General features: G+C 38.8%; 16 protein-coding genes, 2 tRNA genes and 3 rRNA genes. 13 read left to right on the top strand and 8 right to left on the bottom strand.

What is annotated here, in order from left to right:
• Positions 1 to 237: 237 nt before the first annotated feature.
• Positions 238 to 1434 (bottom strand): sugar transporter, encoded by a 1197-nt coding sequence (locus tag MZO21_RS12695; RefSeq protein WP_248103184.1) that lies wholly within the window; start codon positions 1432 to 1434, stop codon positions 238 to 240.
• A 186-nt stretch (positions 1435 to 1620) separates the two neighbouring features.
• Here MZO21_RS12695 and MZO21_RS12690 point away from each other — a divergent pair, with 186 nt between their 5' ends.
• Both MZO21_RS12690 and MZO21_RS12685 read left to right on the top strand, forming a co-directional pair.
• Positions 1621 to 1908 (top strand): GNAT family N-acetyltransferase, encoded by a 288-nt coding sequence (locus tag MZO21_RS12690; RefSeq protein WP_248103181.1) that lies wholly within the window; start codon positions 1621 to 1623, stop codon positions 1906 to 1908.
• A gap of 44 nt (positions 1909 to 1952) precedes the next feature.
• On the top strand, positions 1953 to 2237 hold the full coding sequence (locus tag MZO21_RS12685; protein WP_248103178.1) for a GNAT family N-acetyltransferase: 285 nt from the start codon (positions 1953 to 1955) through the stop codon (positions 2235 to 2237).
• A gap of 65 nt (positions 2238 to 2302) precedes the next feature.
• On the opposite strand, the gene MZO21_RS12680 is transcribed toward MZO21_RS12685, so the two are convergent.
• Positions 2303 to 3607, bottom strand: a complete 1305-nt coding sequence (locus tag MZO21_RS12680) for an IS4 family transposase (RefSeq protein ID WP_248104251.1) — start codon at positions 3605 to 3607, stop codon at positions 2303 to 2305.
• 101 nt (positions 3608 to 3708) lie between these two features.
• Positions 3709 to 5073 carry a UDP-N-acetylmuramate:L-alanyl-gamma-D-glutamyl-meso-diaminopimelate ligase gene (gene mpl, locus MZO21_RS12675; RefSeq protein WP_248103919.1) on the bottom strand — a complete coding sequence of 455 codons (1365 nt, stop codon included), beginning with the start codon at positions 5071 to 5073 and terminating at the stop codon, positions 3709 to 3711.
• 246 nt (positions 5074 to 5319) lie between these two features.
• Here mpl and MZO21_RS12670 point away from each other — a divergent pair, with 246 nt between their 5' ends.
• From MZO21_RS12670 to MZO21_RS12655, 4 genes are all read left to right on the top strand, one after another.
• Complete coding sequence (locus MZO21_RS12670) at positions 5320 to 5661, top strand: DMT family protein (RefSeq protein ID WP_248103917.1); 342 nt, start codon at positions 5320 to 5322, stop codon at positions 5659 to 5661.
• A gap of 195 nt (positions 5662 to 5856) precedes the next feature.
• A complete protein-coding gene (gene purE / locus MZO21_RS12665; RefSeq protein ID WP_154772987.1) occupies positions 5857 to 6369 on the top strand; it encodes a 5-(carboxyamino)imidazole ribonucleotide mutase in 513 nt (170 codons plus the stop codon).
• 28 nt (positions 6370 to 6397) lie between these two features.
• Positions 6398 to 7519 (top strand): 5-(carboxyamino)imidazole ribonucleotide synthase, encoded by a 1122-nt coding sequence (locus MZO21_RS12660; protein WP_248103915.1) that lies wholly within the window; start codon positions 6398 to 6400, stop codon positions 7517 to 7519.
• 667 nt (positions 7520 to 8186) lie between these two features.
• Positions 8187 to 9473, top strand: a complete 1287-nt coding sequence (locus MZO21_RS12655) for a lytic murein transglycosylase (protein ID WP_154772985.1) — start codon at positions 8187 to 8189, stop codon at positions 9471 to 9473.
• Positions 9474 to 9531: 58 nt separating this feature from the next.
• On the opposite strand, the gene MZO21_RS12650 is transcribed toward MZO21_RS12655, so the two are convergent.
• The 5 genes from MZO21_RS12650 to MZO21_RS12630 all read right to left on the bottom strand — a co-directional run bounded on the left by MZO21_RS12650 (position 9532) and on the right by MZO21_RS12630 (position 14788).
• A complete protein-coding gene (locus tag MZO21_RS12650; RefSeq protein ID WP_171501291.1) occupies positions 9532 to 9909 on the bottom strand; it encodes a hypothetical protein in 378 nt (125 codons plus the stop codon).
• A 134-nt stretch (positions 9910 to 10043) separates the two neighbouring features.
• Entirely contained in the window at positions 10044 to 10970 is a 927-nt protein-coding gene (locus MZO21_RS12645) for a matrixin family metalloprotease (protein ID WP_154772984.1), read from the bottom strand.
• Between the two features lie 165 nt (positions 10971 to 11135).
• Positions 11136 to 13070: a molecular chaperone DnaK gene (gene dnaK / locus MZO21_RS12640; protein WP_154772983.1), complete on the bottom strand. Its 1935-nt coding sequence runs from the start codon at positions 13068 to 13070 to the stop codon at positions 11136 to 11138.
• Positions 13071 to 13191: 121 nt separating this feature from the next.
• The gene (grpE, locus tag MZO21_RS12635) at positions 13192 to 13731 is read right to left on the bottom strand and encodes a nucleotide exchange factor GrpE (RefSeq protein WP_248103912.1); all 540 of its coding nucleotides are present in this window, start codon (positions 13729 to 13731) and stop codon (positions 13192 to 13194) included.
• 181 nt (positions 13732 to 13912) lie between these two features.
• Positions 13913 to 14788, bottom strand: coding sequence for a LysR family transcriptional regulator (locus MZO21_RS12630; protein ID WP_154772981.1), 876 nt, complete (start codon positions 14786 to 14788; stop codon positions 13913 to 13915).
• A 109-nt stretch (positions 14789 to 14897) separates the two neighbouring features.
• Between MZO21_RS12630 and MZO21_RS12625 the strand changes: the two genes are divergently transcribed.
• From MZO21_RS12625 to rrf, 7 genes are all read left to right on the top strand, one after another.
• Positions 14898 to 15758: an MBL fold metallo-hydrolase gene (locus tag MZO21_RS12625; RefSeq protein WP_407060891.1), complete on the top strand. Its 861-nt coding sequence runs from the start codon at positions 14898 to 14900 to the stop codon at positions 15756 to 15758.
• A gap of 936 nt (positions 15759 to 16694) precedes the next feature.
• Positions 16695 to 17258, top strand: coding sequence for a peptidylprolyl isomerase (locus MZO21_RS12620; RefSeq protein WP_154772980.1), 564 nt, complete (start codon positions 16695 to 16697; stop codon positions 17256 to 17258).
• Between the two features lie 438 nt (positions 17259 to 17696).
• Positions 17697 to 19233, top strand: a 16S ribosomal RNA gene (locus tag MZO21_RS12615).
• 60 nt (positions 19234 to 19293) lie between these two features.
• A tRNA-Ile gene (locus tag MZO21_RS12610) sits at positions 19294 to 19370 on the top strand.
• Between the two features lie 68 nt (positions 19371 to 19438).
• A tRNA-Ala gene (locus MZO21_RS12605) sits at positions 19439 to 19514 on the top strand.
• Positions 19515 to 19888: 374 nt separating this feature from the next.
• Positions 19889 to 22783 (top strand): 23S ribosomal RNA (locus tag MZO21_RS12600).
• Between the two features lie 187 nt (positions 22784 to 22970).
• Positions 22971 to 23085 (top strand): 5S ribosomal RNA (rrf, locus tag MZO21_RS12595).
• The 16S, 23S and 5S rRNA genes sit together here with 2 tRNA genes alongside, the layout of an rRNA operon.
• The last annotated feature ends 76 nt before the right edge of the window (positions 23086 to 23161 follow it).

Genomic DNA, 23161 nt, shown 5'->3' with positions numbered 1-23161 from the left:
AACAACATGATCAAGGTCTTGCCTACATCTTTGTATTTAAACTCAAGATGCTCAGATACCGACTTTTTGCAAAGTGTAATGACGATATTCTGACACGTTAAATATTCATAAAGAGTGTTTAACGTTTGGAGGAGGCTACTCCCCTTGTTCAACTAAATTTTGTTTTGGATAAATCCAAATATGCGCGAAGCATGACAGATTTTGACTGAATCTGCAAATACGTAAATGTTAAAACAATTAAACTTTATTTGGCATAAAGTCTGCACGGCGTACCAAAATTAATGTGAGTAATGTTCCTAAAACAGCAAGAACACCGCCAATAATTCCAATATAGCTTAACCCTATATGTGTGCTAACAAGTCCACCCAATAATGCACCGCCACCAATACCAACATTGTATAAGCCAGAGTAAATTGCCATCGCGACATCGGTTGCATCGGAAGCGAGGTTGAGTGTTTTGGCTTGAAGTGCAAGGCTAAATCCAATAATGCCAACGCCCCATAGTAAACACACAGCACTTAAGCTTAAAAAGCCACTCGAAAACGGCAGTAAAAGAAGCATTGAAGTAGCTAAACAAAAAGTACTTAAAGGAATTGCAAGTTTTGGATAGCGAGCACTAAATTTGCCAAAAAGATATGAACCAAAGAAACCAGCGCCACCAAAAATAAGCAGTAAAGTTGTGGTTTGTGCAGAACTAAATTGAGCAATATTGAGTGAAAAAGGTTCTATATAACTATATGCCGTAAATTGGGCTGTAATCACAATAATGGTTAAAGCAAAAACCATCATTAAACTTGGACGTTTTATAAAGCTAGATAAACTTCGAATAGAACCTGAATTGACACTTGGTAATAATGGCAAAGTTTTGGCAAGCGTAATACAGACAAAAGTTGCACAAATGGCTATAAGCCCAAAGGTATTTCGCCATCCGTAAGTTTCACCAATCATGCGACCAAATGGAATACCTAAAACCATGGCTAAAGCTGTACCTGTTGCAAGTAAACCTAAAGCTTGAAATTCTTTGCCTTTAGGTGCAACACGAACGGCTAAAGATGCAGTAATTGCCCAAAATAAAGCATGTGAAAATGCAATACCAATACGGCTAATTAGCAGAACCGTAAAACTCCATGCAAAATAAGATAAAACGTGACTTACAATAAAAACAACAAATAAAACCGTCAGTAAAAACCGTCTTTCGATATTTTTCGTGAGTAACATAATTGGTAAAGAGATTGGTGCAACAACCCATGCGTAAAGCGTAATCATCATGCCGACATCTGTTGCAGGCATTCCAAAACTATTACCTATATCACTTAATAAGGCGATGGGTATAAATTCTGTGGTGTTAAAAATAAAAGCACCAAAGGCAAGTGTAATCACACAAATCCACTGCTTGGTAGGAGTGGTATCTGCTTCTATGGGAGAAGTTTTCATATAAAAATAGCAAAGAATATTTGGGGGAATTGTAGGCTTAATTCAATATGAAGTTAAGTTATGTGTTTGCCTTCTCATCATAGATTTTGTATGTGACCTAAATATGTTGCGGGTAATAAAAATTAACAGTATGCCCAAAAAAAACGTGGCATTTTTTAGATTAAGAATAATTTAAAGGACAGAAAAGTGTTAGAAATTAAACATAAAGAAAATGGCTCTAAAGGTGAGTTTTATATTGGTGAAGATGGTCAGCGTTTAGCTGAAATGACATATTCTTGGGCAGGTGATGATAAATTTATTATTGACCATACGCATGTGGAAGATGAATTGCGTGGACAAAACGTAGGCGTGCATTTAGTGAATAGTGCTGTAGAGTTTGCGCGTAGCAAGGGTGTGAAAATTTTACCGTTATGCCCTTTTGCAAAATCTGTTTTTAATAAAGATTCTTCTATTCGTGATGTTTTATTCGGTTAAAATATTCATGTTTATTATTTAAATAGAAATATTAGAGATTTGCTATGCAATTTCAACATGAAGACAATGGTCAATTGGGTGAGTTTTTTGCAGTGGATGCTGCTGGGGAAAGAGTTGCTGAAATCACCTATGTGTGGAGCAGTGAATATACTGTTATTGCAAACCATACATGGGTAGATGACTCTTTACGTGGTCAAGGCGTTGCGCGCCAATTACTTGATGTTTTAGTCGAGTTTGCACGTGAAAAGAACCTTAAAATTTTGCCTACTTGTTCTTATGTTGAAGTAATGTTTAGACGAGATGAAAGCTTTTCAGATGTGAAGGCTTAAATTTTTAAACCTTAGTTTTGATCTTTCAATAATAAAAAAGCCCGCATTTGCGTAATGCCAGTCAGTTAAGAAATTGACTGGCATTTTCTTGGATATTTTTGTGCTTTAATTTTCACTACTCGCGGACATTGCCTTTGCCTTTTTTCAGGTAATACAAATATTTTAGATTGTTCAAATAATTGCGCTAAATGTTTGGGTAGGTTTCCTGCTGATTCTAAAGGTGTGTGCCTTAAGATATTGATAATACTCATGGATGCAATATGGAAACTGATCCTTAAAGGACTCACCTTTGCATGTTCAGCGATAAACCTCATCTGTCTTCTTAAGATATTATATGCAATAAATACCCCCCACAATTCTTGATAGACCAAATCAGGTTGTTTGCTTCTTAAAATCCTTGCATCCTGTAAATCACTTTTAATTTCCCGATAACACATTTCTATTTCCCAACGCTGGATATAAAGCATTGCAAGGTCTTTGAATGGATAAACTTTAGAATCTGTTAATGATGTAATGTAACATCTTATTTTCCCTGCATATTCAACTTCAATTAAACGTGCTTCCCAATAGTCACCCAATGACGGATTTATCTTTTTTGCTCTTGCTGAAACAGGCATTTTGATCTGAAAGTCATGGGCCGCATTATGATGAATCACTTCATAACGCAGGTTGTCCTTTGCTCGCATCAACCAATGACTCTCTTCTGCCTGAGATTGCCAACTCACTAAAAAATCAGCAGAGAAGTAAGCACGATCAAATAGGGTAATACTGCGAACTGGTGCTTTTAATTGACTGGCTAAGGTTAATTCACCTTGATCCATACTGCCAATTTGGGCATCAATCATTTCATGTGTATTGGTATTCACTAGGCAAGTCGCTCTGACTTGTGGGTAAGGGGCAGCTGCTGTTTTGCCTTTGGATGAACCAAAGTGCTTAAAGTTTTCTTCTGTATGAGGCATAGACCAAACCACACCATCTACAGCACAAACGCATAGACCGTGAAAGTTGCTATATTGTTGTTGTGAGTCTTTAAACCATGCCTGACTTAATGTCGAAAATAAAGCACTCATGGGTTCTAATCCTAAGCGCTGTCTTGCTTGTACGGATGCACTCGGTACACAGTATTCTGCCGTACCGAAAACAAGTTGCAATTGTTGAACCACATACCAAATCGGCTGATTTCGAAATAGAGCAAGTCCGATCACCAGCCAAACAACATGTTCAGCAGGCAGTTTTCTTTTTCGAATTGATGCTTTACCTGTTTGGTTTAAGCAATCTTCAATCCAGTTTAAATCAATCAATTCACTGAATTGTGAAAGTGAAGGTAGGGTTTGTTTTAATGTTAAATCTAGATTCTGAGATAAATTCATAAAAAAAGAGCGTATTTACATACGCTCTTTTTACAGCATTTTAACTTTTTTTGCTTAACTGACTGGCATTACGCATTTGCGGGCTTTTTTTAAGCAATAAGTTAAGCTTTTAACGCTGTAATTAACTTTTGATGTAATCCACCAAAACCGCCATTCGACATAATCACAACAGCATCGCCCTCACCTGCTTGGCTGACTACAGTTTGAATGATGTCATTTAAAGTACGTGCAATTACAGCTTTATTTGGCGCAGCATCAATTACAGGTTGTAAGTCCCAATCTAAACCTTCAGGTTGATACCAAATCACTTCATCTGCCAAACGAGCAGAATATGCTAAACCATCTTTATGGCTACCCATACGCATGGTGTTTGAACGTGGTTCAATAATTGCCCAAAGTTTACGTTCGCCTAAACGCTTACGTGCACCTTCAAGTGTCGTATCAATTGCCGTTGGGTGATGTGCAAAGTCATCATAAACTTCAATACCACGTACAGTGCCTAAAAGCTCCATACGGCGTTTTACACCACCAAAATTAGATAAAGCTTCACATGCCGTTTCAATTGAAACGCCAACATGTTCTGCGGCAGCAATGGTCGCTAAAGCATTCGCCACAGAATGCTGACCTGTCATTGTCCATTTCACTTCGCCTTTTACAACGCCGTGTTGTAACACTTTAAAGTGAGAACCATCGGCAGATAATTGCTCTGCATAAAGCTCGGATTTTTCGTTCGCATCTAAGCTTGTACGCACAACAGGTGTCCAACAACCTTGTTCTAAAACTTCATCAATATTGGTTTCAGTAATAGGCGCAATAATGCGACCTTCACTTGGAATGGTACGAACTAAATGATGGAATTGTTTTTGAATTGCCGCCAAATCATCAAAAATATCGGCATGGTCAAATTCTAAGTTATTTAAAATGGCTGTTTTAGGATGGTAATGCACGAACTTAGAGCGCTTGTCGAAGAATGCAGAATCGTATTCATCTGCTTCTACACAGAAGTATTTTCCACCGCCTAAACGAGCACTTTCGCTAAAACCTAAAGGTACGCCACCAATTAAGAAGCCTGGTTCTAAACCTGCTTGATCAAGCACCCAAGCCAGCATTGTTGTTGTTGTTGTTTTACCATGTGTACCTGCAACACCAAGTACATGTTTGCCTTGTAATACATGATCTGCAAGGAATTGAGGACCCGAAATATACGGTAAGCCTTCATTCAGCATATATTCCACAGCATCAATACCACGTTTCATGGCATTACCAACAATCACTAAATCTGGATGTGGTTGTAAGTGGCTACGGTCATAGCCTTGCATTAAGGTAATACCCGCATTTTCTAACTGCGTAGACATAGGTGGATAAACGTTTTGATCTGAGCCTGTAACTGTATGACCAAGGTCACGCGCAAGTAATGCTAAAGAACCCATGAATGTGCCACAGATACCTAAAATATGCAGATGCATAATACGTTTAACTCCACTTCTTTTTTTGACACATCACGTTGTTTTTGGTGGTGTTGTCATGATTTATTCGATTTGTAAGCAACGATAGCAAGGCTATACCTGAAAAGATAGTTTTTCTTGTATCAATTAAGACGTTTTTCGCAATGAAAATACCTAATTTTGTTCAAAAAAAATGATTCATAAATTTGCATCAAATTTGGAAATAAATTTGTACAATAGCGAAATCTTTTTTAGGTTATTTCTTAGATGTTTGTACCAATATTACTTCTAATTCTTGCCAATTGTTTTATGACACTTGCATGGTACGGTCATTTAAAATTTTTACCGCACGATGCTCCGTTGTGGCAGGCTATTTTATTCAGTTGGTTTATTGCGCTATTTGAATATGGTCTGATGATTCCTGCGACCAAAATGCTGGCTCAAAATGGTTGGGTTGTTGGGCAAATGAAAATTACCCAAGAAGTTGTAACTTTATTGGTATTTGTGCCCTTTATGATTTTCCTATTTAAACAACCGTTCAAACTTGACTATATTTGGGCAGCATTATGCTTATGTGGTTGTGTTTATTTTGTATTCCGCAGTCAGTAGTAAAAACAGAAATTTACTACTGCCCTATTTTTGCTTCATTTTTTGTAATATTTATAGAAAATAATAAAAATCATGCTTTGAATGAAGCGTTAAATTTTATTGAGTTGAAAAATCAGTCTATAATATGTGGCTCTTATTAAAGCTTGGCTATAGTCGAGATTTATCTCTCTTACTTTAATCTCTGGAAACATTGCAATGAATGCGGCCGCTTCACAAGACACTCCTCTCGTTGGAATTATCATGGGTTCTCAGTCTGACTGGGCTACTCTAGAACACACTGCCAATATGCTTAAGCAACTTGGTGTCCCTTTTGAAGCTGAGGTTGTGTCTGCACACCGTACTCCAGATCGCTTATTCGAATATGCTGAACAAGCACGTGATCGTGGTATTCAAGTCATTATTGCAGGTGCAGGTGGCGCAGCGCATTTACCAGGTATGTGTGCGGCAAAAACTGATTTACCTGTGCTTGGTGTACCAGTGAAGTCATCTATTTTAAATGGCGTAGATTCATTACTTTCAATTGTACAAATGCCAGCAGGTATTGCTGTAGGTACACTTGCAATTGGTCCAGCGGGCGCAACAAATGCTGCAATTATGGCAGCGCAAATTCTAGGTTTAACACGTCCTGAAATTGCTAAAAATGTTGCAGATTTCCGTGCTGCACAAACTGAAAAAGTCGCAAGCAAAAATATTCCTGGTCAAATCTAAAGCCAAGCTTAATTAAGGAATTTTTATCATGGATAAAACCATTGGTATTTTTGGTGGTGGTCAGCTTGGTCGAATGATGGCGCAAGCGGCATTGCCTTTAAACATTCAATGTACTTTCTTTGAAGCAAGTACAGATTGCCCTTCAGCAGCTTTGGGTCAGGTTATTTCGACTAAAGCTGAAAATGGATTACAACAATTCATTGAAAGTGCAGATGTTTTTAGCCTTGAATTTGAAAATACGCCGTTGGCAGATGTTGATGTTTTAACGCAAAACAAAGATATGCATCCTCCGCGTCAAGCATTAGCTATTGCACAGCATCGTCTTTCTGAAAAAGCATTATTCGATGAATTAGATATTCCTGTTGCGCCGTATAAAGCTGTAGATTCATTAGAAAGCTTAAAGTCAGCAGTTGCTGAACTTGGTTTGCCTATTGTTTTAAAAACAGCGACAGGCGGTTACGACGGTAAAGGTCAATTTGTTTTACGCAGCGCAGATCAAATTGATCAAGCATGGGCGGAACTTGGTCCTGCTGGTTCATTAATTGCAGAAAGCTTTGTGATTTTCTCACGTGAAGTTTCGATTATTGCGGTACGTGGTCAAAACGGTGATGTAAAAACTTGGCCATTGGCTGAAAACCATCACCACAATGGTATTTTGTCGCATTCAATTGTACCTGCACCAAACAGCGCAGATTTACAGCCTGTTGCACAAGACTACATTACTCGCTTGCTCAATCACTTGAACTATGTGGGTGTGTTAACGCTTGAGTTGTTTGTGACAGATAAAGGCTTATATGCCAATGAAATGGCACCACGAGTTCATAATTCTGGACACTGGTCTATTGAAGGTGCTGTTTGCTCACAATTCGAAAATCATATTCGTGCAGTTGCAGGTTTACCATTAGGTTCAACAGCTGTGGTACGTCCAATAGTGATGATCAATATCATTGGTCAATATCCTAAATCTGAAGACGTACTTGCTTTAGACGGTGTACATCTTCACCTGTACAATAAAACTGAGCGTGAAGGTCGTAAAATTGGTCATATTACCCTTATGCCAAATGACAGTGCTGAATTGACAACTTTATGTCGTAAGTTGGCGAAGATTTTACCGAATCCACTCGCACTTAGCGAAGATATGAGCATTTAAACCAAAGTTTGAATGTTAAAAAAGCGGTCATGCAAATGACCGCTTTTTTTATGCGTGTAGTTCGGGCATGATTGCGCCTCTTTCGAGTTTGGCACCATTTATCGGAAGATTATTGATCTAAAAATAATCAATATATTAAAGTAGTTATATAAAAATTAAAGAATAAAAATAGATGGTTATATGAGAGGTATTCATAAAAATAAGAAATTAAGTAGTTTGAATTTAAAGTTTTGAATTTAAAATCCATCAAAATGAATTCAAAAGGCTGTCTTTGAATTTAAATTATCTAAAAATGAATTTAAAACTGATATTTTGAATTTAAAAACATCAATTTAAATTCAAAATTAGTGAGTTAAAAGCTCCTTGGGTTGTTTTCATTGTGGGTAACTTGGTTATTTTGAATTTATATCTCACTAATTTAAATTTAAAAACCTTATTTTAAATTTAAAACGCACCTATTTTATGGTTTTTAAATTCAAAGTTTTATGCATATTTATAGTTTTAAATTCAAAAAATCCACTTTAAAACTATATTTTGAATTTAAAAGTAAAAATATGAATTTAAAGTGAAGGAAAATGAATTTAAATTTACGATTTACTTATATTATTTGGCTTTGTTAGTGGTATGTTTAAGTCATAATTTAAATTCAAAAAAGCATCGGGATAATATGCGTAATATTGCTTTTCTTTTTGGTTCAGCTTTATTTATCACAACTCAGGTTCAAGCTGAGCTCATTATTAATGGTCAAACGGTTCCAGTAATTACTGCTGGGCAAAATATTTCTGACTCCAATTCTCCAAGTCCTTTTCAAATCTGTATTTCGAACTTAAAAAATCAGGCAATGCAGTCTGGTGTTTCAAGTTTAACTTTTGATCGCTATACACAAAATTTAACGCCAGATTATTCGGTTATTGAAAAACTTAATTATCAGCCAGAATTTTCGACACCCATTTGGGATTATTTATCTGGCTTGGTTGATGTTGAGCGCGTTGAATTAGGAAAAATAAAAATTCGACAACATGCAGATGTGCTAAAGAAAGTTTCTACAACTTACGGCGTGTCTATTGAAACAGTAGTTGCCGTTTGGGGAGTTGAAAGTAACTACGGTAATATTTCCGGTAAAAATGATTTATTACAGTCATTGGGAACATTAAGCTGTGAAGGTCGTCGTCAAAACTTTTTCCGAGGAGAGTTTTTTGCGGCAATGCGAATTCTTCAACGTGGCGATTTAACACAAGATCAGCTAAAAGGATCTTGGGCTGGGGCATTTGGTCATACTCAATTTATGCCATCAACTTATGAAGAACTTGCGGTAGATTTTGATGGTGATGGTCGTCGTGATTTAGTTTCAAGTACGACAGATGCTTTAGCCTCTACAGCTAATTTTCTGAAAAAACGTGGATGGCAAACAGGTCAACCATGGGGTTTTGAAATTAAAGTGCCTGAAGGTATGTCTATTGCTGGCGAAGGACGTCGTAATAAAAAGACACTTGCTTCATGGGTGGAGCGTGGCGTTGTTCGAGTAGATGGTACACCTTTAATTCAAGGTAACTTAACCGAATTATCGCAAGCAGGTTTAATGTCACCAGCGGGTGCAAGTGGACCATTATTCTTAGTCTTTAAAAACTTTGATGCCATTTATAGCTACAATGCAGCAGAAAGTTATGCACTTGCAATTGCACATTTATCTGATCGTTTACAAGGTGCAGAAGGTTTTGTAGCAGAATGGCCAACCAACGATGCAGGAACATCTAGAACTGAACGTCGTCAAATTCAAGCTTATTTATTAAGCCGAGGTTATTCAATTGGTGATGTTGATGGTTTGATTGGAGATAGAACTCGCCAAGCAATTCGTCAGGAACAATTACGTTTTGGTTTGAGTCCAACGGGTAGAGCAGGGCAATTATTTTTGAATGCTATTCGTGATGAAAATGCAAAAAAGATAATGAAATAACAAATGATACAAATAAAAAAGGTCTGCATTTGCAGACCTTTTTTATAATTAGAGCTAGTTAAATTGTCGCATTCGGATCAATTTTTACAGCTTCTAATAAGTCAAAAACAGCTGTTGTGATATCAATACTTAAATCACGATTATTAAAAATTTCATACGCTGTGATGGTCACGTCTGTATCACTAGGAAGAAGTCGCTGTTCTTCTTCAATTAAGTCATTTATTGGTAATAATGTTTGCTTAATTTCAAGGTGAAGAACATCTTTAAACTCAATATTATCATCATCTAATTCAAGTATTTGTTCATTGAAATAAGGTAATAAAATTGAGTGAAGATACGGTTGAAGTTCAACAATATCAAATAGTTCAATATCACGTGTTTCTTCAATCGTGCTGATATGATCGTTTACTTCCAAAATAATATGATAGTAACTCACAGCTTTTTCCTCTAAGTGATCTATCTATACAATAGCATGAATCGTGATATTCAAGAAATTGGCAGATTGGTTGAGTTTTTTTAAAGCAAAAAGCTTTTAATAAGTGATATTTGTTAGATACATTATTTTATTGATTATTCCCTTGAATAAGCACGATTTTGAAATAGCATTAAATCTGAATGTAATAATCTAAAATTAGTTTGTTCTTGATCTTGCATCATTGGGTGCATGAGACCTTTAGGGTCTTCATGATGTTTTAAACCTAATGCATGACCAAATTCATGTGCAAGTGTTAAACGTAAGTCATCTTCAGATTGAAACTCAAAAATATTAATATTACGTCCATCAAAATTACCTTTATCGAATAAATAAGGTTTAAATTTCGAATTAAAATGCTGGATAGATGCATTAATATTTTGGTTGATTTGATTTAACTCATCTATTTGCATATTGAGCTGATGGATTTTTGAATTATAGCTATCTATTTCAAATTTTAAATTCTGCAATTTTTGTTCTAGAAATACTCTTTGTTGATTGAAAGCTTCGCGTTGTGAAGCATGTGCTCCGCCATTTTGGTTAATGTGTGCAATTTGTTGATTATGATTTTGAACTTGTGTTTCGTATTCAATTTTCTTGGCATTTAAAAGGGCATTAATCCGATCAATTTCATTGTGAAGTGAGTTTACTTCGTTATTTTTTGCTTCCCATTGTGTTTGCTCATTCTGAATATTTTTTTGATGTGCTAAACGAGCTGAACTGTCTTCTTGACGTTCATCGTAGTGAAAATTTATAGTTAATTTTGCTTTTGGGTCATAAATAAAAAATTCTTTTCCTGTGCCTGCTGTCCAAATTGCAGCTGCTTCTTGGCTTAATTGAATAGCTCGTTCATGTGAAATATTAAATCTAGAATCTATTTCTGAAATTTTATATCTGAGTCGAGTATCTGTAGGGTGTAAAACTCTATCAATGGGGCTATTTAATATCACTTGAGGATGTTTTTTATTTTGAACAATCAATAAAATAAAAACTAAGCTTACAAAGACCAGAATAAATACACGCATTTTTAAATCGAAGAATTATTGTGCTTTAACTGTATAAGATTTAAGTTAAATTTAGAACAATTAAATTTATCATTTAAATGATTATTCTATTTTAAAAGTGAAAATATATTGAATCAAAGTCATAAAAAAACCGCGCTTTCGCGCGGTTTTTTCTAAAGTGACAAATTATTTTTTGTCGTCTTTAACTTCTTTAAACTCAGCATCTACAACGCCATCGTCAGCTTTTTGACCAGCATCGCCACCGAATGCATTCGGATCAAAGCCTTCAGCACCGCCTTGACCTTGTGCAGCTTCATAAGCACGTTGGCTAATAGGCATGATGATGTTTTGAAGCGCTTCAGTTTTCGCTTTAATTTCTTCTACATCATTTTCTTTTGTAGAAGCTTCAAGTTCAGCTACAGCAGTTTCGATTGCAGTTTTTTCATCTGCAGTTACTTGCTCGCCAAGATCTTTAACTGCTTTTTGAGCAGAAGATACAAGTGCATCAGCTTCGTTACGTGCTTTTGCTAACTCTTCAAATTTGCGGTCTTCTTCAGCATTCGCTTCAGCATCTTTAATCATTGCTTCGATTTCAGCATCAGACAAACCTGAGTTTGCTTTAATTTGGATAGATTGCTCTTTACCAGTGCTCTTATCTTTAGCAGATACTTTCAAAATACCATCAGCATTGATGTCGAAAGATACTTCAATTTGTGGCACACCACGTGGAGCAGGTGGAATGTCGCCTAATTGGAAGTTACCCAATAATTTGTTTTGCTGAGCCATTTTACGTTCACCTTGGTAAACCGAAATGTCTACAGCAGGTTGGTTGTCAGCAGCAGTTGAGAACACTTGAGATTTCTTCGCAGGAATCGTTGTGTTTTTCTCAATAATTGCTGTTAACACGCCACCCATTGTTTCAATACCAAGTGTAAGCGGTGTAACGTCAAGTAAAAGTACGTCAGTTTTGTCACCTGAAAGTACCGCACCTTGAATACCAGCACCCATTGCTACAGCTTCGTCAGGGTTTACGTCTTTACGTGGCTCACGACCAAAGAATTCTTGTACTTTTTGTTGTACAAGTGGCATACGAGACTGACCACCAACTAAAATTACGTCAGAGATGTCAGAAGTCGAAAGACCAGCATCTTTAAGCGCAATCTTACATGGCTCAATTGTACGAGCAACTAAATCAGCAACTAAACCTTCTAATTTTGCACGAGTAACGTTAATTACTAAGTGTTTAGGGCCGGTTGCATCAGCAGTGATGTACGGAAGGTTAATTTCAGTTGCATTAGAAGATGAAAGTTCGATCTTCGCTTTTTCAGCAGCTTCTTTTAAACGTTGAAGAGCAAGAGGATCTTGTTTCAAGTTTACGTTTTGCTCTTTTTTGAATTCTTCAACAAGGAATTCAATTAATGCGTTATCGAAGTCTTCACCACCAAGGAATGTGTCACCGTTTGTAGATAACACTTCAATTTGTTGGTCGCCATCAAGGTCAGCAATTTCAATGATTGATACGTCGAAAGTACCACCACCAAGGTCGTAAACAGCGATTTTACGGTCGCCTTCTTTCTTATCCATACCAAACGCTAAAGCAGCAGCTGTAGGTTCGTTGATGATACGTTTAACTTCTAAACCAGCAATTTTACCCGCATCTTTAGTTGCTTGACGTTGAGCATCGTTGAAGTAAGCAGGAACAGTAATAACTGCTTCAGTTACTGTTTCGCCTAAGTAATCTTCAGCTGTTTTTTTCATCTTTTTCAAGATTTCAGCAGAGATTTGTTGTGGCGCTAATTTTTTGTCGTTTACATCAACCCAAGCATCACCGTTGTCTGCTTTGATGATTTTGTAAGGTACAAGACCAATATCTTTTTGAACTGCTTGGTCTTGGTACTTACGACCAATTAAACGTTTGATTGCGAATAATGTGTTTTTCGGGTTAGTTACCGCTTGACGCTTAGCAGATTGACCAACAAGAATTTCGCCATCTTTATACGCAATAATAGATGGAGTTGTACGAGCGCCTTCAGCGTTTTCGATAACTTTAACTGTGTCGCCTTCAAGTACTGCTACGCAAGAGTTTGTAGTACCTAAGTCAATACCAATGATTTTAGCCATTTGGATGTTTCCTCTGAATTTCTTTTACAATGTTTTCGCTTGTTATCCGATATGAGAGCCGTTCAATTTTTTTCAAGTATTGTTTTCAAAAAAAATTAAAAAACTCCCGAATTTTTAGGCCTTATGCGCCAACTAACACCATTGCAGGGCGTAATAAACGACCTTTTAATGTGTAGCCTTTTTGCAATACAGTGCCAATTTCATTTGCTTTTGCTTCAGGAGCAATACCTACTGCTTGATGTAAATCTGCATTGAAGCCATTTGCTGTATCTACAACCACAACACCAAACTTTTCTAAAGTTGTAAGGAGTGATTTAAGGGTAAGTTCTACACCTTCAGATAATGCTGATTTATCTTTACCAACGGCAGCAATTGCACGTTCAAGATTATCTACAGTGTCTAATAATTCTTTAGAGAATTTTTCAAGCACAGTATCTTTATGCTTTTCAGATTCACGTTGAATACGTTCTACGCTTTTTTGAGCTTCATATACCGCATTTGCAGTACGTGCTTTTTCAAGTTTTAAGCTTTCTGCTAATGTTTTAATTTGCTCTTGTAAATCTTCAACTGAAACTTCAGCTTGCTCATTTTCAGCTTGAGTTTGCTGTTCGGCTGGCTCTTGTTGAAGGTCTTGAGCTTCTTGATTCTGATCAGTCGCCATTGATTTACTCCGTTTAAATGGGTTCTTAAACATGTACAGTCCTTTTGGCGTCAGATTGAACTCTGTTACTACTGAACTGCCATGCGTTTGTTAAGTGTCATGATTAATACAGAAATCGGGGCGAGCTAGAAAAATTCAAGCGATATGAATAATTAAATTTACTTAAATTTTGAAAGTTGAACTATTTTTTAAGATGCTCAATCACAAAAGCGATAAATTCTTGTGTCTTTTTAGGTAGATAGCGTCGTGAAGAATACACCGCAGAAAGTGTCATTTGAGGTGCTTCATAATTGCTTAAAACTTCAATTAAAGTTCTATTTTCTAAGTCATCTTTCACTATTGTATAAGGCAACATTGCAATGCCCATTTTATTGCGACACATTTGATGTAATGCATGCGCATCATTACTTTGAGCAACAATACGAATAGGGTAGTTTTGAGGCTGTTGTTCTTGTGTGGAAAGTGTCCAAGTATTTTGCATGCTGTGATGTGTAATACATGCATATTGAATGAGTTGATCTGGATGCACAATTTTAGGTAGTGCTTCTAAATATTCACGGTGAGCACACAGTACAGAATGCACTTGTAATAAAGGTCGTGCAATTAAACTGTCAGACACTTTTGCTGTAATTCGAAAAGCAACATCAATTTGAGCTTCAACCAAATCTAGCGTTTCTTCTGTAATTAAAATATCAAATCGAATATGCGTGTATTTTTTTTGGAAAGCTTGAATAGCTTGAACCAATCCATTTTCTAAAATAAATAAACCGCAAGTTAAACGAATCGTACCCGTATATTGTTCTTCTAAAGAGAGTTCTTGAAGAAGTTTTTGTTGCTGGAGAATATTTTGACAATATAAAAGTGCTTTTTCTCCTGCGCTTGTTAAGGAGATATTACGCGTACTTCTATGAAATAAACGTGTCGAAAAGTGGTTTTCTAAATGTTCTAAATAGCGAGAAACCATTGCACGTGAATAGCCAAGCTGATCTGCTGCTTTGGTTAAACTACCATTTTTTTCAATGCAAACAAAAACTTGTATTGCTTTTAATGTATCCATAATTTTTATGATTGTTGCAATTTATGCAATAGTTTATCTTAATTTTGTGTGTTTATTAAACATGATTGCAATTTAAAGTGTATCTATCAAATATAGAGACATACAAAAAATGAAATCTTTGAAAACAACAGCGATTACTTTAACAACGCTTGCACTTGGTATGCATACTGCAATGGCGCAAGATTTAAAAATTAAAAACTATGTTGCTGCACCAGAACATTTTGGTGTGACATCAACATTATTAGAAGGCGATAAAGATGCAATTTTAGTAAATGCTCAATTTTCAAAATCAGAAGCATTACGTATTGCAGCAGATATTATCGATTCTGGTAAAAATTTAAAAACTATTTTTGTTAGTTATGGCGATCCAGATTTTTACTTCGCTTTAGACGTATTTAAAACATATTTCCCAAATGTTCAAATTGTTGCAACCCCTGAAACTGTTAAACATATTCAATCTACATATCAATTGAAAGTGGATTATTGGGCACCGCAAATGGGCGCAAATGCACCAAGCAAAATTATTGTGCCAGAAGCTTACACATCTAAAAAGTTAAGACTCGAAGATGTGAATATTGAGATTAAAGGTAAAAATGAACTGACTTATTTGTGGATTCCACAACAAAAAGCAGTTGTAGGTGGTATTCCTGTAACTTCGGGTTCTCATTTGTGGATGGCAGATTCTGCGACAAAACAAGATCGTGCAAGCGTGGCAGCCACTTTAAACGATATTAAAAAACTGAATCCTGAAGTTGTTGTTCCTGCACATACCTCTGTAAATGCACCGCAAAATTTAGCAGCAGTGAACTTTTCATTGGACTATTTAGCTCAATATGAAAAAGCAGTTACAGCATCAAAAAATTCAGCAGAACTTATTGCACAAATGAAAAAGAAATATCCTGAATTAGCAGGGGATTCTAGTCTTGAACTTGGCGCAAAAGTTGTAAAAGGTGAGGTGAAGTGGCCTTAAGTTGTTAATCAGTAATAGAAAATAATGATTGATCGTAATAGTTGATTAATATTATGAAATATATCGTTTTTACGAAGCGAGATTTCATCGCTATTATGTCTATATACGCAGTGGCTATATTTTGAGGAGAGAGCTAAATATGGTTACTGCAACTCAATTCTTGTTTTTGGCTGATCATCCCCATGGTCAGCTTTTTTTATACTTAAAATTTTATTAAGATTTAAAACCTATTAATATCGATTAAAATTATATTTCACAAGATGTGATAAGTTGAATATTATTTACTCAGATTCATATCGCTGTATGTTTCTTCTTATTTTATTATTTAGTTTTCAAGGCTTACCCGTCCTATGGGTGGGCCTTTTTTTTATATTATTTTTAATTAATTTAATACGCTTTGTTGTTAAACAAAAAGCGGCATTCTCAATAGTTGATCTCTCCCAAAAATAAACCCAAAGATACATTTTATCTTTGGGTTTATTTCATTTCGGCATTTCATCACCGTATTTAAGGTTTTGTATAATTGGTTGAGTTGCAGTATTTCTTATAAAAACTATATTAGGTTCTTCGGATGAAGAATAAAGGATAGAAGGGCTACATTGATTTTAGTAACTTTGTTAGAAGCCATCATTTTAAGACATCGATAGAATGGCTATATAGGCAAACCTCAATCATTAAATAATTTGTCTAAAAAATGTTCCACGTGAAACAAATAATATAAATAAAGATAAAGCAGCTTTTTGACTATATATGTAGTGAATAACGTATAGATAAGATAAATGATGAACAACTAAGATCTATGTCTAAAAAGTAAAAAATATATGCGTGTGGTTTTTTAGCGTAAACTTTAAACAAATTATGTTTCTTAAACAGATTTAATAGCTATAGATGCATATGATGCAACGCAAGTGATGTGAATCTGAATATAGGTATCAAATGTTAAAGCAAATTATTTTAGCAACGACAATGGGCTTCGCTACTATTAGTGTGATGGCTGCAAATACTATTGTTGAAATGAAAACGTCCGTAGGTGTGGTGGAACTCGAGCTTTATGATGATAAAGCGCCTATTACAGTAGATAACTTTAAGCGCTATATAGATAGTAGTTTTTATAACGGAACTGTTTTCCATCGTGTAATCCCAGGATTCATGATTCAGGGTGGTGGTATGACTAAAGATCTTTCAGAAAAACAAACTAATGAAACTATTCGTAATGAATCTAGCAATGGTCTGTTAAATAGCCGTGGCACTTTAGCAATGGCGCGTCGTAATGATCCTAATTCTGCATCAAGCCAGTTCTTTATTAATTTAGAGGACAATGCTTTTTTGAATAAAGCAGAAAGAAATGCAGGCTATGCCGTATTTGGCAAGGTCATTAAAGGTATGGATATAGTAGATAAAATAGCAAATGTGCCAACGCAAAATAAACTAACACATCAAGATGTACCTGTAGAAGCTGTTGAAATTATCAATATGAAGATAAAAGCACCAACGAATTAAAAAAATGCATATAAAAATGTGTTTTAATTAAAAATACATATTTGTGTGAAATATTAATGGGTTGGGTGCTAAGTTGTGTATTTTTGATTCAAAATGGTGCGTAAAAATACAACACTCGTGAAAACAAGAGGTTAAAAGCGCTTGCAAAGCTTAAGGAATCCTCTAGAATGCACCCATACCGACGAGATAGACGGAAACGAACGAAGCACGAAGTGCTGAGTTGTTAAGTTTATTGAAGTCCAGCTTCTAGCACTGACGAGGTGTTAGAAAGATCATTAAGAGATTATGAAGAACAACTTGTGTGGATTTTTACTGATTGATCAATCGAAATTATTTTCATTGATTTGAAGGTAGAAATTACTCGAAGTTTATTTGAGAAATATTTGTCAGAAAATTGATGAGCCAAGATTGGTACCCTTTAAAGGTACTACTGATTTTAAACTGAAGAGTTTGATCATGGCTCAGATTGAACGCTGGCGGCAGGCTTAACACATGCAAGTCGAGCGGATGAAAGTAGCTTGCTACAGGATTCAGCGGCGGACGGGTGAGTAATGCTTAGGAATCTACCTATTAATGGGGGACAACAGTTGGAAACGGCTGCTAATACCGCATACGCCCTACGGGGGAAAGCAGGGGATCTTCGGACCTTGCGTTAATAGATGAGCCTAAGTCAGATTAGCTAGTTGGTGGGGTAAAGGCCTACCAAGGCGACGATCTGTAGCGGGTCTGAGAGGATGATCCGCCACACTGGGACTGAGACACGGCCCAGACTCCTACGGGAGGCAGCAGTGGGGAATATTGGACAATGGGGGGAACCCTGATCCAGCCATGCCGCGTGTGTGAAGAAGGCCTTTTGGTTGTAAAGCACTTTAAGCGAGGAGGAGGCTACCGAGATTAATACTCTTGGATAGTGGACGTTACTCGCAGAATAAGCACCGGCTAACTCTGTGCCAGCAGCCGCGGTAATACAGAGGGTGCGAGCGTTAATCGGATTTACTGGGCGTAAAGCGTGCGTAGGTGGTCTTTTAAGTCGGATGTGAAATCCCTGAGCTTAACTTAGGAATTGCATTCGATACTGGGAGACTAGAGTATGGGAGAGGATGGTAGAATTCCAGGTGTAGCGGTGAAATGCGTAGAGATCTGGAGGAATACCGATGGCGAAGGCAGCCATCTGGCCTAATACTGACACTGAGGCACGAAAGCATGGGGAGCAAACAGGATTAGATACCCTGGTAGTCCATGCCGTAAACGATGTCTACTAGCCGTTGGGGCCTTTGAGGCTTTAGTGGCGCAGCTAACGCGATAAGTAGACCGCCTGGGGAGTACGGTCGCAAGACTAAAACTCAAATGAATTGACGGGGGCCCGCACAAGCGGTGGAGCATGTGGTTTAATTCGATGCAACGCGAAGAACCTTACCTGGTCTTGACATAGTAAGAACTTTCCAGAGATGGATTGGTGCCTTCGGGAGCTTACATACAGGTGCTGCATGGCTGTCGTCAGCTCGTGTCGTGAGATGTTGGGTTAAGTCCCGCAACGAGCGCAACCCTTTTCCTTATTTGCCAGCACTTCGGGTGGGAACTTTAAGGATACTGCCAGTGACAAACTGGAGGAAGGCGGGGACGACGTCAAGTCATCATGGCCCTTACGACCAGGGCTACACACGTGCTACAATGGTCGGTACAAAGGGTTGCTACCTCGCGAGAGGATGCTAATCTCAAAAAGCCGATCGTAGTCCGGATCGCAGTCTGCAACTCGACTGCGTGAAGTCGGAATCGCTAGTAATCGCGGATCAGAATGCCGCGGTGAATACGTTCCCGGGCCTTGTACACACCGCCCGTCACACCATGGGAGTTTGTTGCACCAGAAGTAGGTAGTCTAACCGCAAGGAGGACGCTTACCACGGTGTGGCCGACGACTGGGGTGAAGTCGTAACAAGGTAGCCGTAGGGGAACCTGCGGCTGGATCACCTCCTTAACGAAAGATTGACGATTGGTAAGAATCCACAACAAGTTGTTCTTCATACGATGTACCTGAGGGTCTGTAGCTCAGTTGGTTAGAGCACACGCTTGATAAGCGTGGGGTCACAAGTTCAAGTCTTGTCAGACCCACCACTACTGACGAAGCAATTAATTGCAGAGTAAGACAGAGAATCAGAGACATTGAATCTATATGATAAGCTGGGGACTTAGCTTAGTTGGTAGAGCGCCTGCTTTGCACGCAGGAGGTCAGGAGTTCGACTCTCCTAGTCTCCACCATATATCGTTTACGATATATAAGCTGAGAGATTATAGAATTTAGTAAATTAAACGATAGAGTTTAAGTTTATTAAGTTCTGTGATTTATCACAGTTTCTAGACCTGACGAAGGCTAGAAAAATCATTAACAGAATATATTTGAGTTGAAATAATTTGTTCATAACTCATCAAACTTAAAAACGAAGAAGCAATTCTGAGTTTACGAGAATGATGATTTACTAGCGATTAAACTGAATCAAGCGTTTTGGTATATGAATCTAATTGAAGCTGTACAGTGCTTAAGTGCACAGACGCCAACTGTATGATTGACTAACTTGTTAGTTGATCTGTTGCTAATCCTACTTGTAGGGATTAACGACTGTTTGGGGTTGTATAGTCAAGTAATTAAGTGCATGTGGTGGATGCCTTGGCAGTCAGAGGCGATGAAAGACGTAATAGCCTGCGATAAGCTCCGGGGAGGCGGCAAATATCCTGTGATCCGGAGATTTCTGAATGGGGAAACCCACTTACCATAAGGTAGGTATTGCAACATGAATACATAGTGTTGCAAGGCGAACGAGGGGAAGTGAAACATCTCAGTACCCTTAGGAAAAGAAATCAATTGAGATTCCCTCAGTAGCGGCGAGCGAAAGGGGAACAGCCCATTAAGTCATATAAGTTCTAGTGGAATGCTCTGGGAAGTGCAACCATAGTGGGTGATAGTCCTGTACACGAAAGGGCTTATATGATGATGTCGAGTAGGGCGGGGCACGTGAAACCTTGTCTGAATATGGGGGGACCATCCTCCAAGGCTAAATACTCCTGACTGACCGATAGTGAACCAGTACCGTGAGGGAAAGGCGAAAAGAACCCCTGTGAGGGGAGTGAAATAGATCCTGAAACCGCATGCATACAAGCAGTGGGAGCCGGCATTGTGTCCGGTGACTGCGTACCTTTTGTATAATGGGTCAGCGACTTATGTTCAGTAGCAAGGTTAACCGAATAGGGGAGCCGTAGAGAAATCGAGTCTTAATAGGGCGTTTAGTTGCTGGGCATAGACCCGAAACCAGGTGATCTATCCATGAGCAGGTTGAAGGTTGGGTAACACTAACTGGAGGACCGAACCCACTGTCGTTGAAAAGCCAGGGGATGACTTGTGGATAGGGGTGAAAGGCTAATCAAACTTGGTGATAGCTGGTTCTCCCCGAAAGCTATTTAGGTAGCGCCTCGGACGAATACCATTGGGGGTAGAGCACTGTTTCGGCTAGGGGGTCATCCCGACTTACCAAACCGATGCAAACTCCGAATACCAATGAGTACTATCCGGGAGACAGACTGCGGGTGCTAACGTCCGTAGTCAAGAGGAAAACAATCCAGACCGCCAGCTAAGGCCCCAAAATTATAGTTAAGTGGGAAACGATGTGGGAAGGCATAGACAGCTAGGAGGTTGGCTTAGAAGCAGCCACCCTTTAAAGAAAGCGTAATAGCTCACTAGTCGAGTCGGCCTGCGCGGAAGATGTAACGGGGCTAAAACTATATGCCGAAGCTGCGGATTTGCAATTTATTGCAAGTGGTAGGGGAGCGTTCTGTAAGCCGATGAAGGTGGATTGAGAAGTCTGCTGGAGGTATCAGAAGTGCGAATGCTGACGTGAGTAACGACAAAACGGGTGAAAAACCCGTTCGCTGAAAGACCAAGGGTTCCAGTCCAACGTTAATCGGGGCTGGGTGAGTCGACCCCTAAGGCGAGGCCGAGAGGCGTAGTCGATGGGAAATTGGTTAATATTCCAATACTTCTGTGTAATGCGATGAGAGGACGGAGAAAGTTAAGTCAGCCTGGCGTTGGTTGTCCAGGTGAAAGGTTGTAGGCATGTATCTTAGGCAAATCCGGGGTACTCTATGCTGAGAACTGATAGCAAGCTAATTTATTAGCGAAGTGGCTGATACTATACTTCCAGGAAAAGTCTCTAAGCTTCAGTTACACAGGAATCGTACCCGAAACCGACACAGGTGGTCAGGTCGAGTAGACCAAAGCGCTTGAGAGAACTCTGCTGAAGGAACTAGGCAAAATGGTACCGTAACTTCGGGAGAAGGTACGCTGCTGACGGTGATGGAACTTGCTTCCTGAGCTATCGGCAGCCACAGAAACCAGGCCCCTGCAACTGTTTATTAAAAACATAGCACTCTGCAAACACGAAAGTGGACGTATAGGGTGTGATGCCTGCCCGGTGCTGGAAGGTTAATTGATGGGGTTAGCGTAAGCGAAGCTCTTGATCGAAGCCCCAGTAAACGGCGGCCGTAACTATAACGGTCCTAAGGTAGCGAAATTCCTTGTCGGGTAAGTTCCGACCTGCACGAATGGCATAATGATGGGGGCGCTGTCTCCAGCAGAGGCTCAGTGAAATCGAATTCGCCGTGAAGATGCGGTGTACCCGCGGCTAGACGGAAAGACCCCGTGAACCTTTACTGCAGCTTGACATTGAACTTTGATCTTACTTGTGTAGGATAGGTGGGAGGCTTTGAAACCGCGACGCTAGTTGCGGTGGAGCCAATCTTGAAATACCACCCTGGTAATATTGAGGTTCTAACTCTGCTCCATAATCTGGAGCGAGGACCATGTCTGGTGGGTAGTTTGACTGGGGCGGTCTCCTCCTAAAGAGTAACGGAGGAGTACGAAGGTGCGCTCAGCGTGGTCGGAAATCACGCGTAGAGTATAAAGGCAAAAGCGCGCTTAACTGCGAGACCCACAAGTCGAGCAGGTACGAAAGTAGGTCTTAGTGATCCGGTGGTTCTGTATGGAAGGGCCATCGCTCAACGGATAAAAGGTACTCTGGGGATAACAGGCTGATACCGCCCAAGAGTTCATATCGACGGCGGTGTTTGGCACCTCGATGTCGGCTCATCTCATCCTGGGGCTGAAGCAGGTCCCAAGGGTATGGCTGTTCGCCATTTAAAGAGGTACGCGAGCTGGGTTTAGAACGTCGTGAGACAGTTCGGTCCCTATCTACCGTGGGCGTTGGAAATTTGAGAGGATCTGCTCCTAGTACGAGAGGACCAGAGTGGACGAACCTCTGGTGTACCGGTTGTGACGCCAGTCGCATCGCCGGGTAGCTATGTTCGGAAGGGATAACCGCTGAAAGCATCTAAGCGGGAAGCCTACCTCAAGATAAGATTTCCCTAGGACTTTATGTCCTCTAAAGAGCCGTTGAAGACTACGACGTTGATAGGTTGGATGTGGAAGCATAGTGATATGTGAAGCTGACCAATACTAATTGCTCGTGAGGCTTGACTATACAACACCCAAACAGTTGTTGTATAAAGCTCAATTGATTCGATATTAAGCAAAATAGCTTGATTCAGAAGAAAGTTAGTAAGACAATGTTCAACTCAGATATACCTGTTAATGTATTCTATTTGGTACGAAGTAAGGCATACATCAAATGATGTAAATAAGACCCGAATAAGTCCATAAACAGTTGTGCTGGCGACAATAGCAAGAGTGAACCACCTGATCCCTTCCCGAACTCAGAAGTGAAACCTCTTTGCGCTGATGGTAGTGTGGGGTTACCCATGTGAGAGTAAGTCATCGCCAGCTCATTAATTCTAAAACCCCCTCCGTATTGGAGGGGGTTTTTTTATGGGCGGGGGAAATAAAAGAAATAATAAAAATG

The organism is Acinetobacter portensis (genome assembly GCF_023158935.1).
Taxonomy (GTDB): Bacteria; Pseudomonadota; Gammaproteobacteria; order Pseudomonadales; family Moraxellaceae; genus Acinetobacter; species Acinetobacter faecalis.
Note: the sequence above shows the minus strand (reverse complement) of the source record. Positions and strands in the feature narration are given on the sequence as shown.

Excerpts from the sequence above, each read along its gene's own strand:
- MZO21_RS12695 (WP_248103184.1), bottom strand. The coding sequence starts at position 1,434 with ATGAAAACTTCTCCCATAGAAGCAGATACCACTCCTACCAAGCAGTGG.
- MZO21_RS12685 (WP_248103178.1), top strand. The coding sequence starts at position 1,953 with ATGCAATTTCAACATGAAGACAATGGTCAATTGGGTGAGTTTTTTGCA.
- MZO21_RS12680 (WP_248104251.1), bottom strand. The coding sequence starts at position 3,607 with ATGAATTTATCTCAGAATCTAGATTTAACATTAAAACAAACCCTACCT.
- mpl (WP_248103919.1), bottom strand. The coding sequence starts at position 5,073 with ATGCATCTGCATATTTTAGGTATCTGTGGCACATTCATGGGTTCTTTA.
- MZO21_RS12670 (WP_248103917.1), top strand. The coding sequence starts at position 5,320 with ATGTTTGTACCAATATTACTTCTAATTCTTGCCAATTGTTTTATGACA.
- purE (WP_154772987.1), top strand. The coding sequence starts at position 5,857 with ATGAATGCGGCCGCTTCACAAGACACTCCTCTCGTTGGAATTATCATG.
- MZO21_RS12660 (WP_248103915.1), top strand. The coding sequence starts at position 6,398 with ATGGATAAAACCATTGGTATTTTTGGTGGTGGTCAGCTTGGTCGAATG.
- MZO21_RS12655 (WP_154772985.1), top strand. The coding sequence starts at position 8,187 with ATGCGTAATATTGCTTTTCTTTTTGGTTCAGCTTTATTTATCACAACT.
- MZO21_RS12645 (WP_154772984.1), bottom strand. The coding sequence starts at position 10,970 with ATGCGTGTATTTATTCTGGTCTTTGTAAGCTTAGTTTTTATTTTATTG.
- dnaK (WP_154772983.1), bottom strand. The coding sequence starts at position 13,070 with ATGGCTAAAATCATTGGTATTGACTTAGGTACTACAAACTCTTGCGTA.
- grpE (WP_248103912.1), bottom strand. The coding sequence starts at position 13,731 with ATGGCGACTGATCAGAATCAAGAAGCTCAAGACCTTCAACAAGAGCCA.
- MZO21_RS12630 (WP_154772981.1), bottom strand. The coding sequence starts at position 14,788 with ATGGATACATTAAAAGCAATACAAGTTTTTGTTTGCATTGAAAAAAAT.
- MZO21_RS12625 (WP_407060891.1), top strand. The coding sequence starts at position 14,898 with ATGAAATCTTTGAAAACAACAGCGATTACTTTAACAACGCTTGCACTT.
- MZO21_RS12620 (WP_154772980.1), top strand. The coding sequence starts at position 16,695 with ATGTTAAAGCAAATTATTTTAGCAACGACAATGGGCTTCGCTACTATT.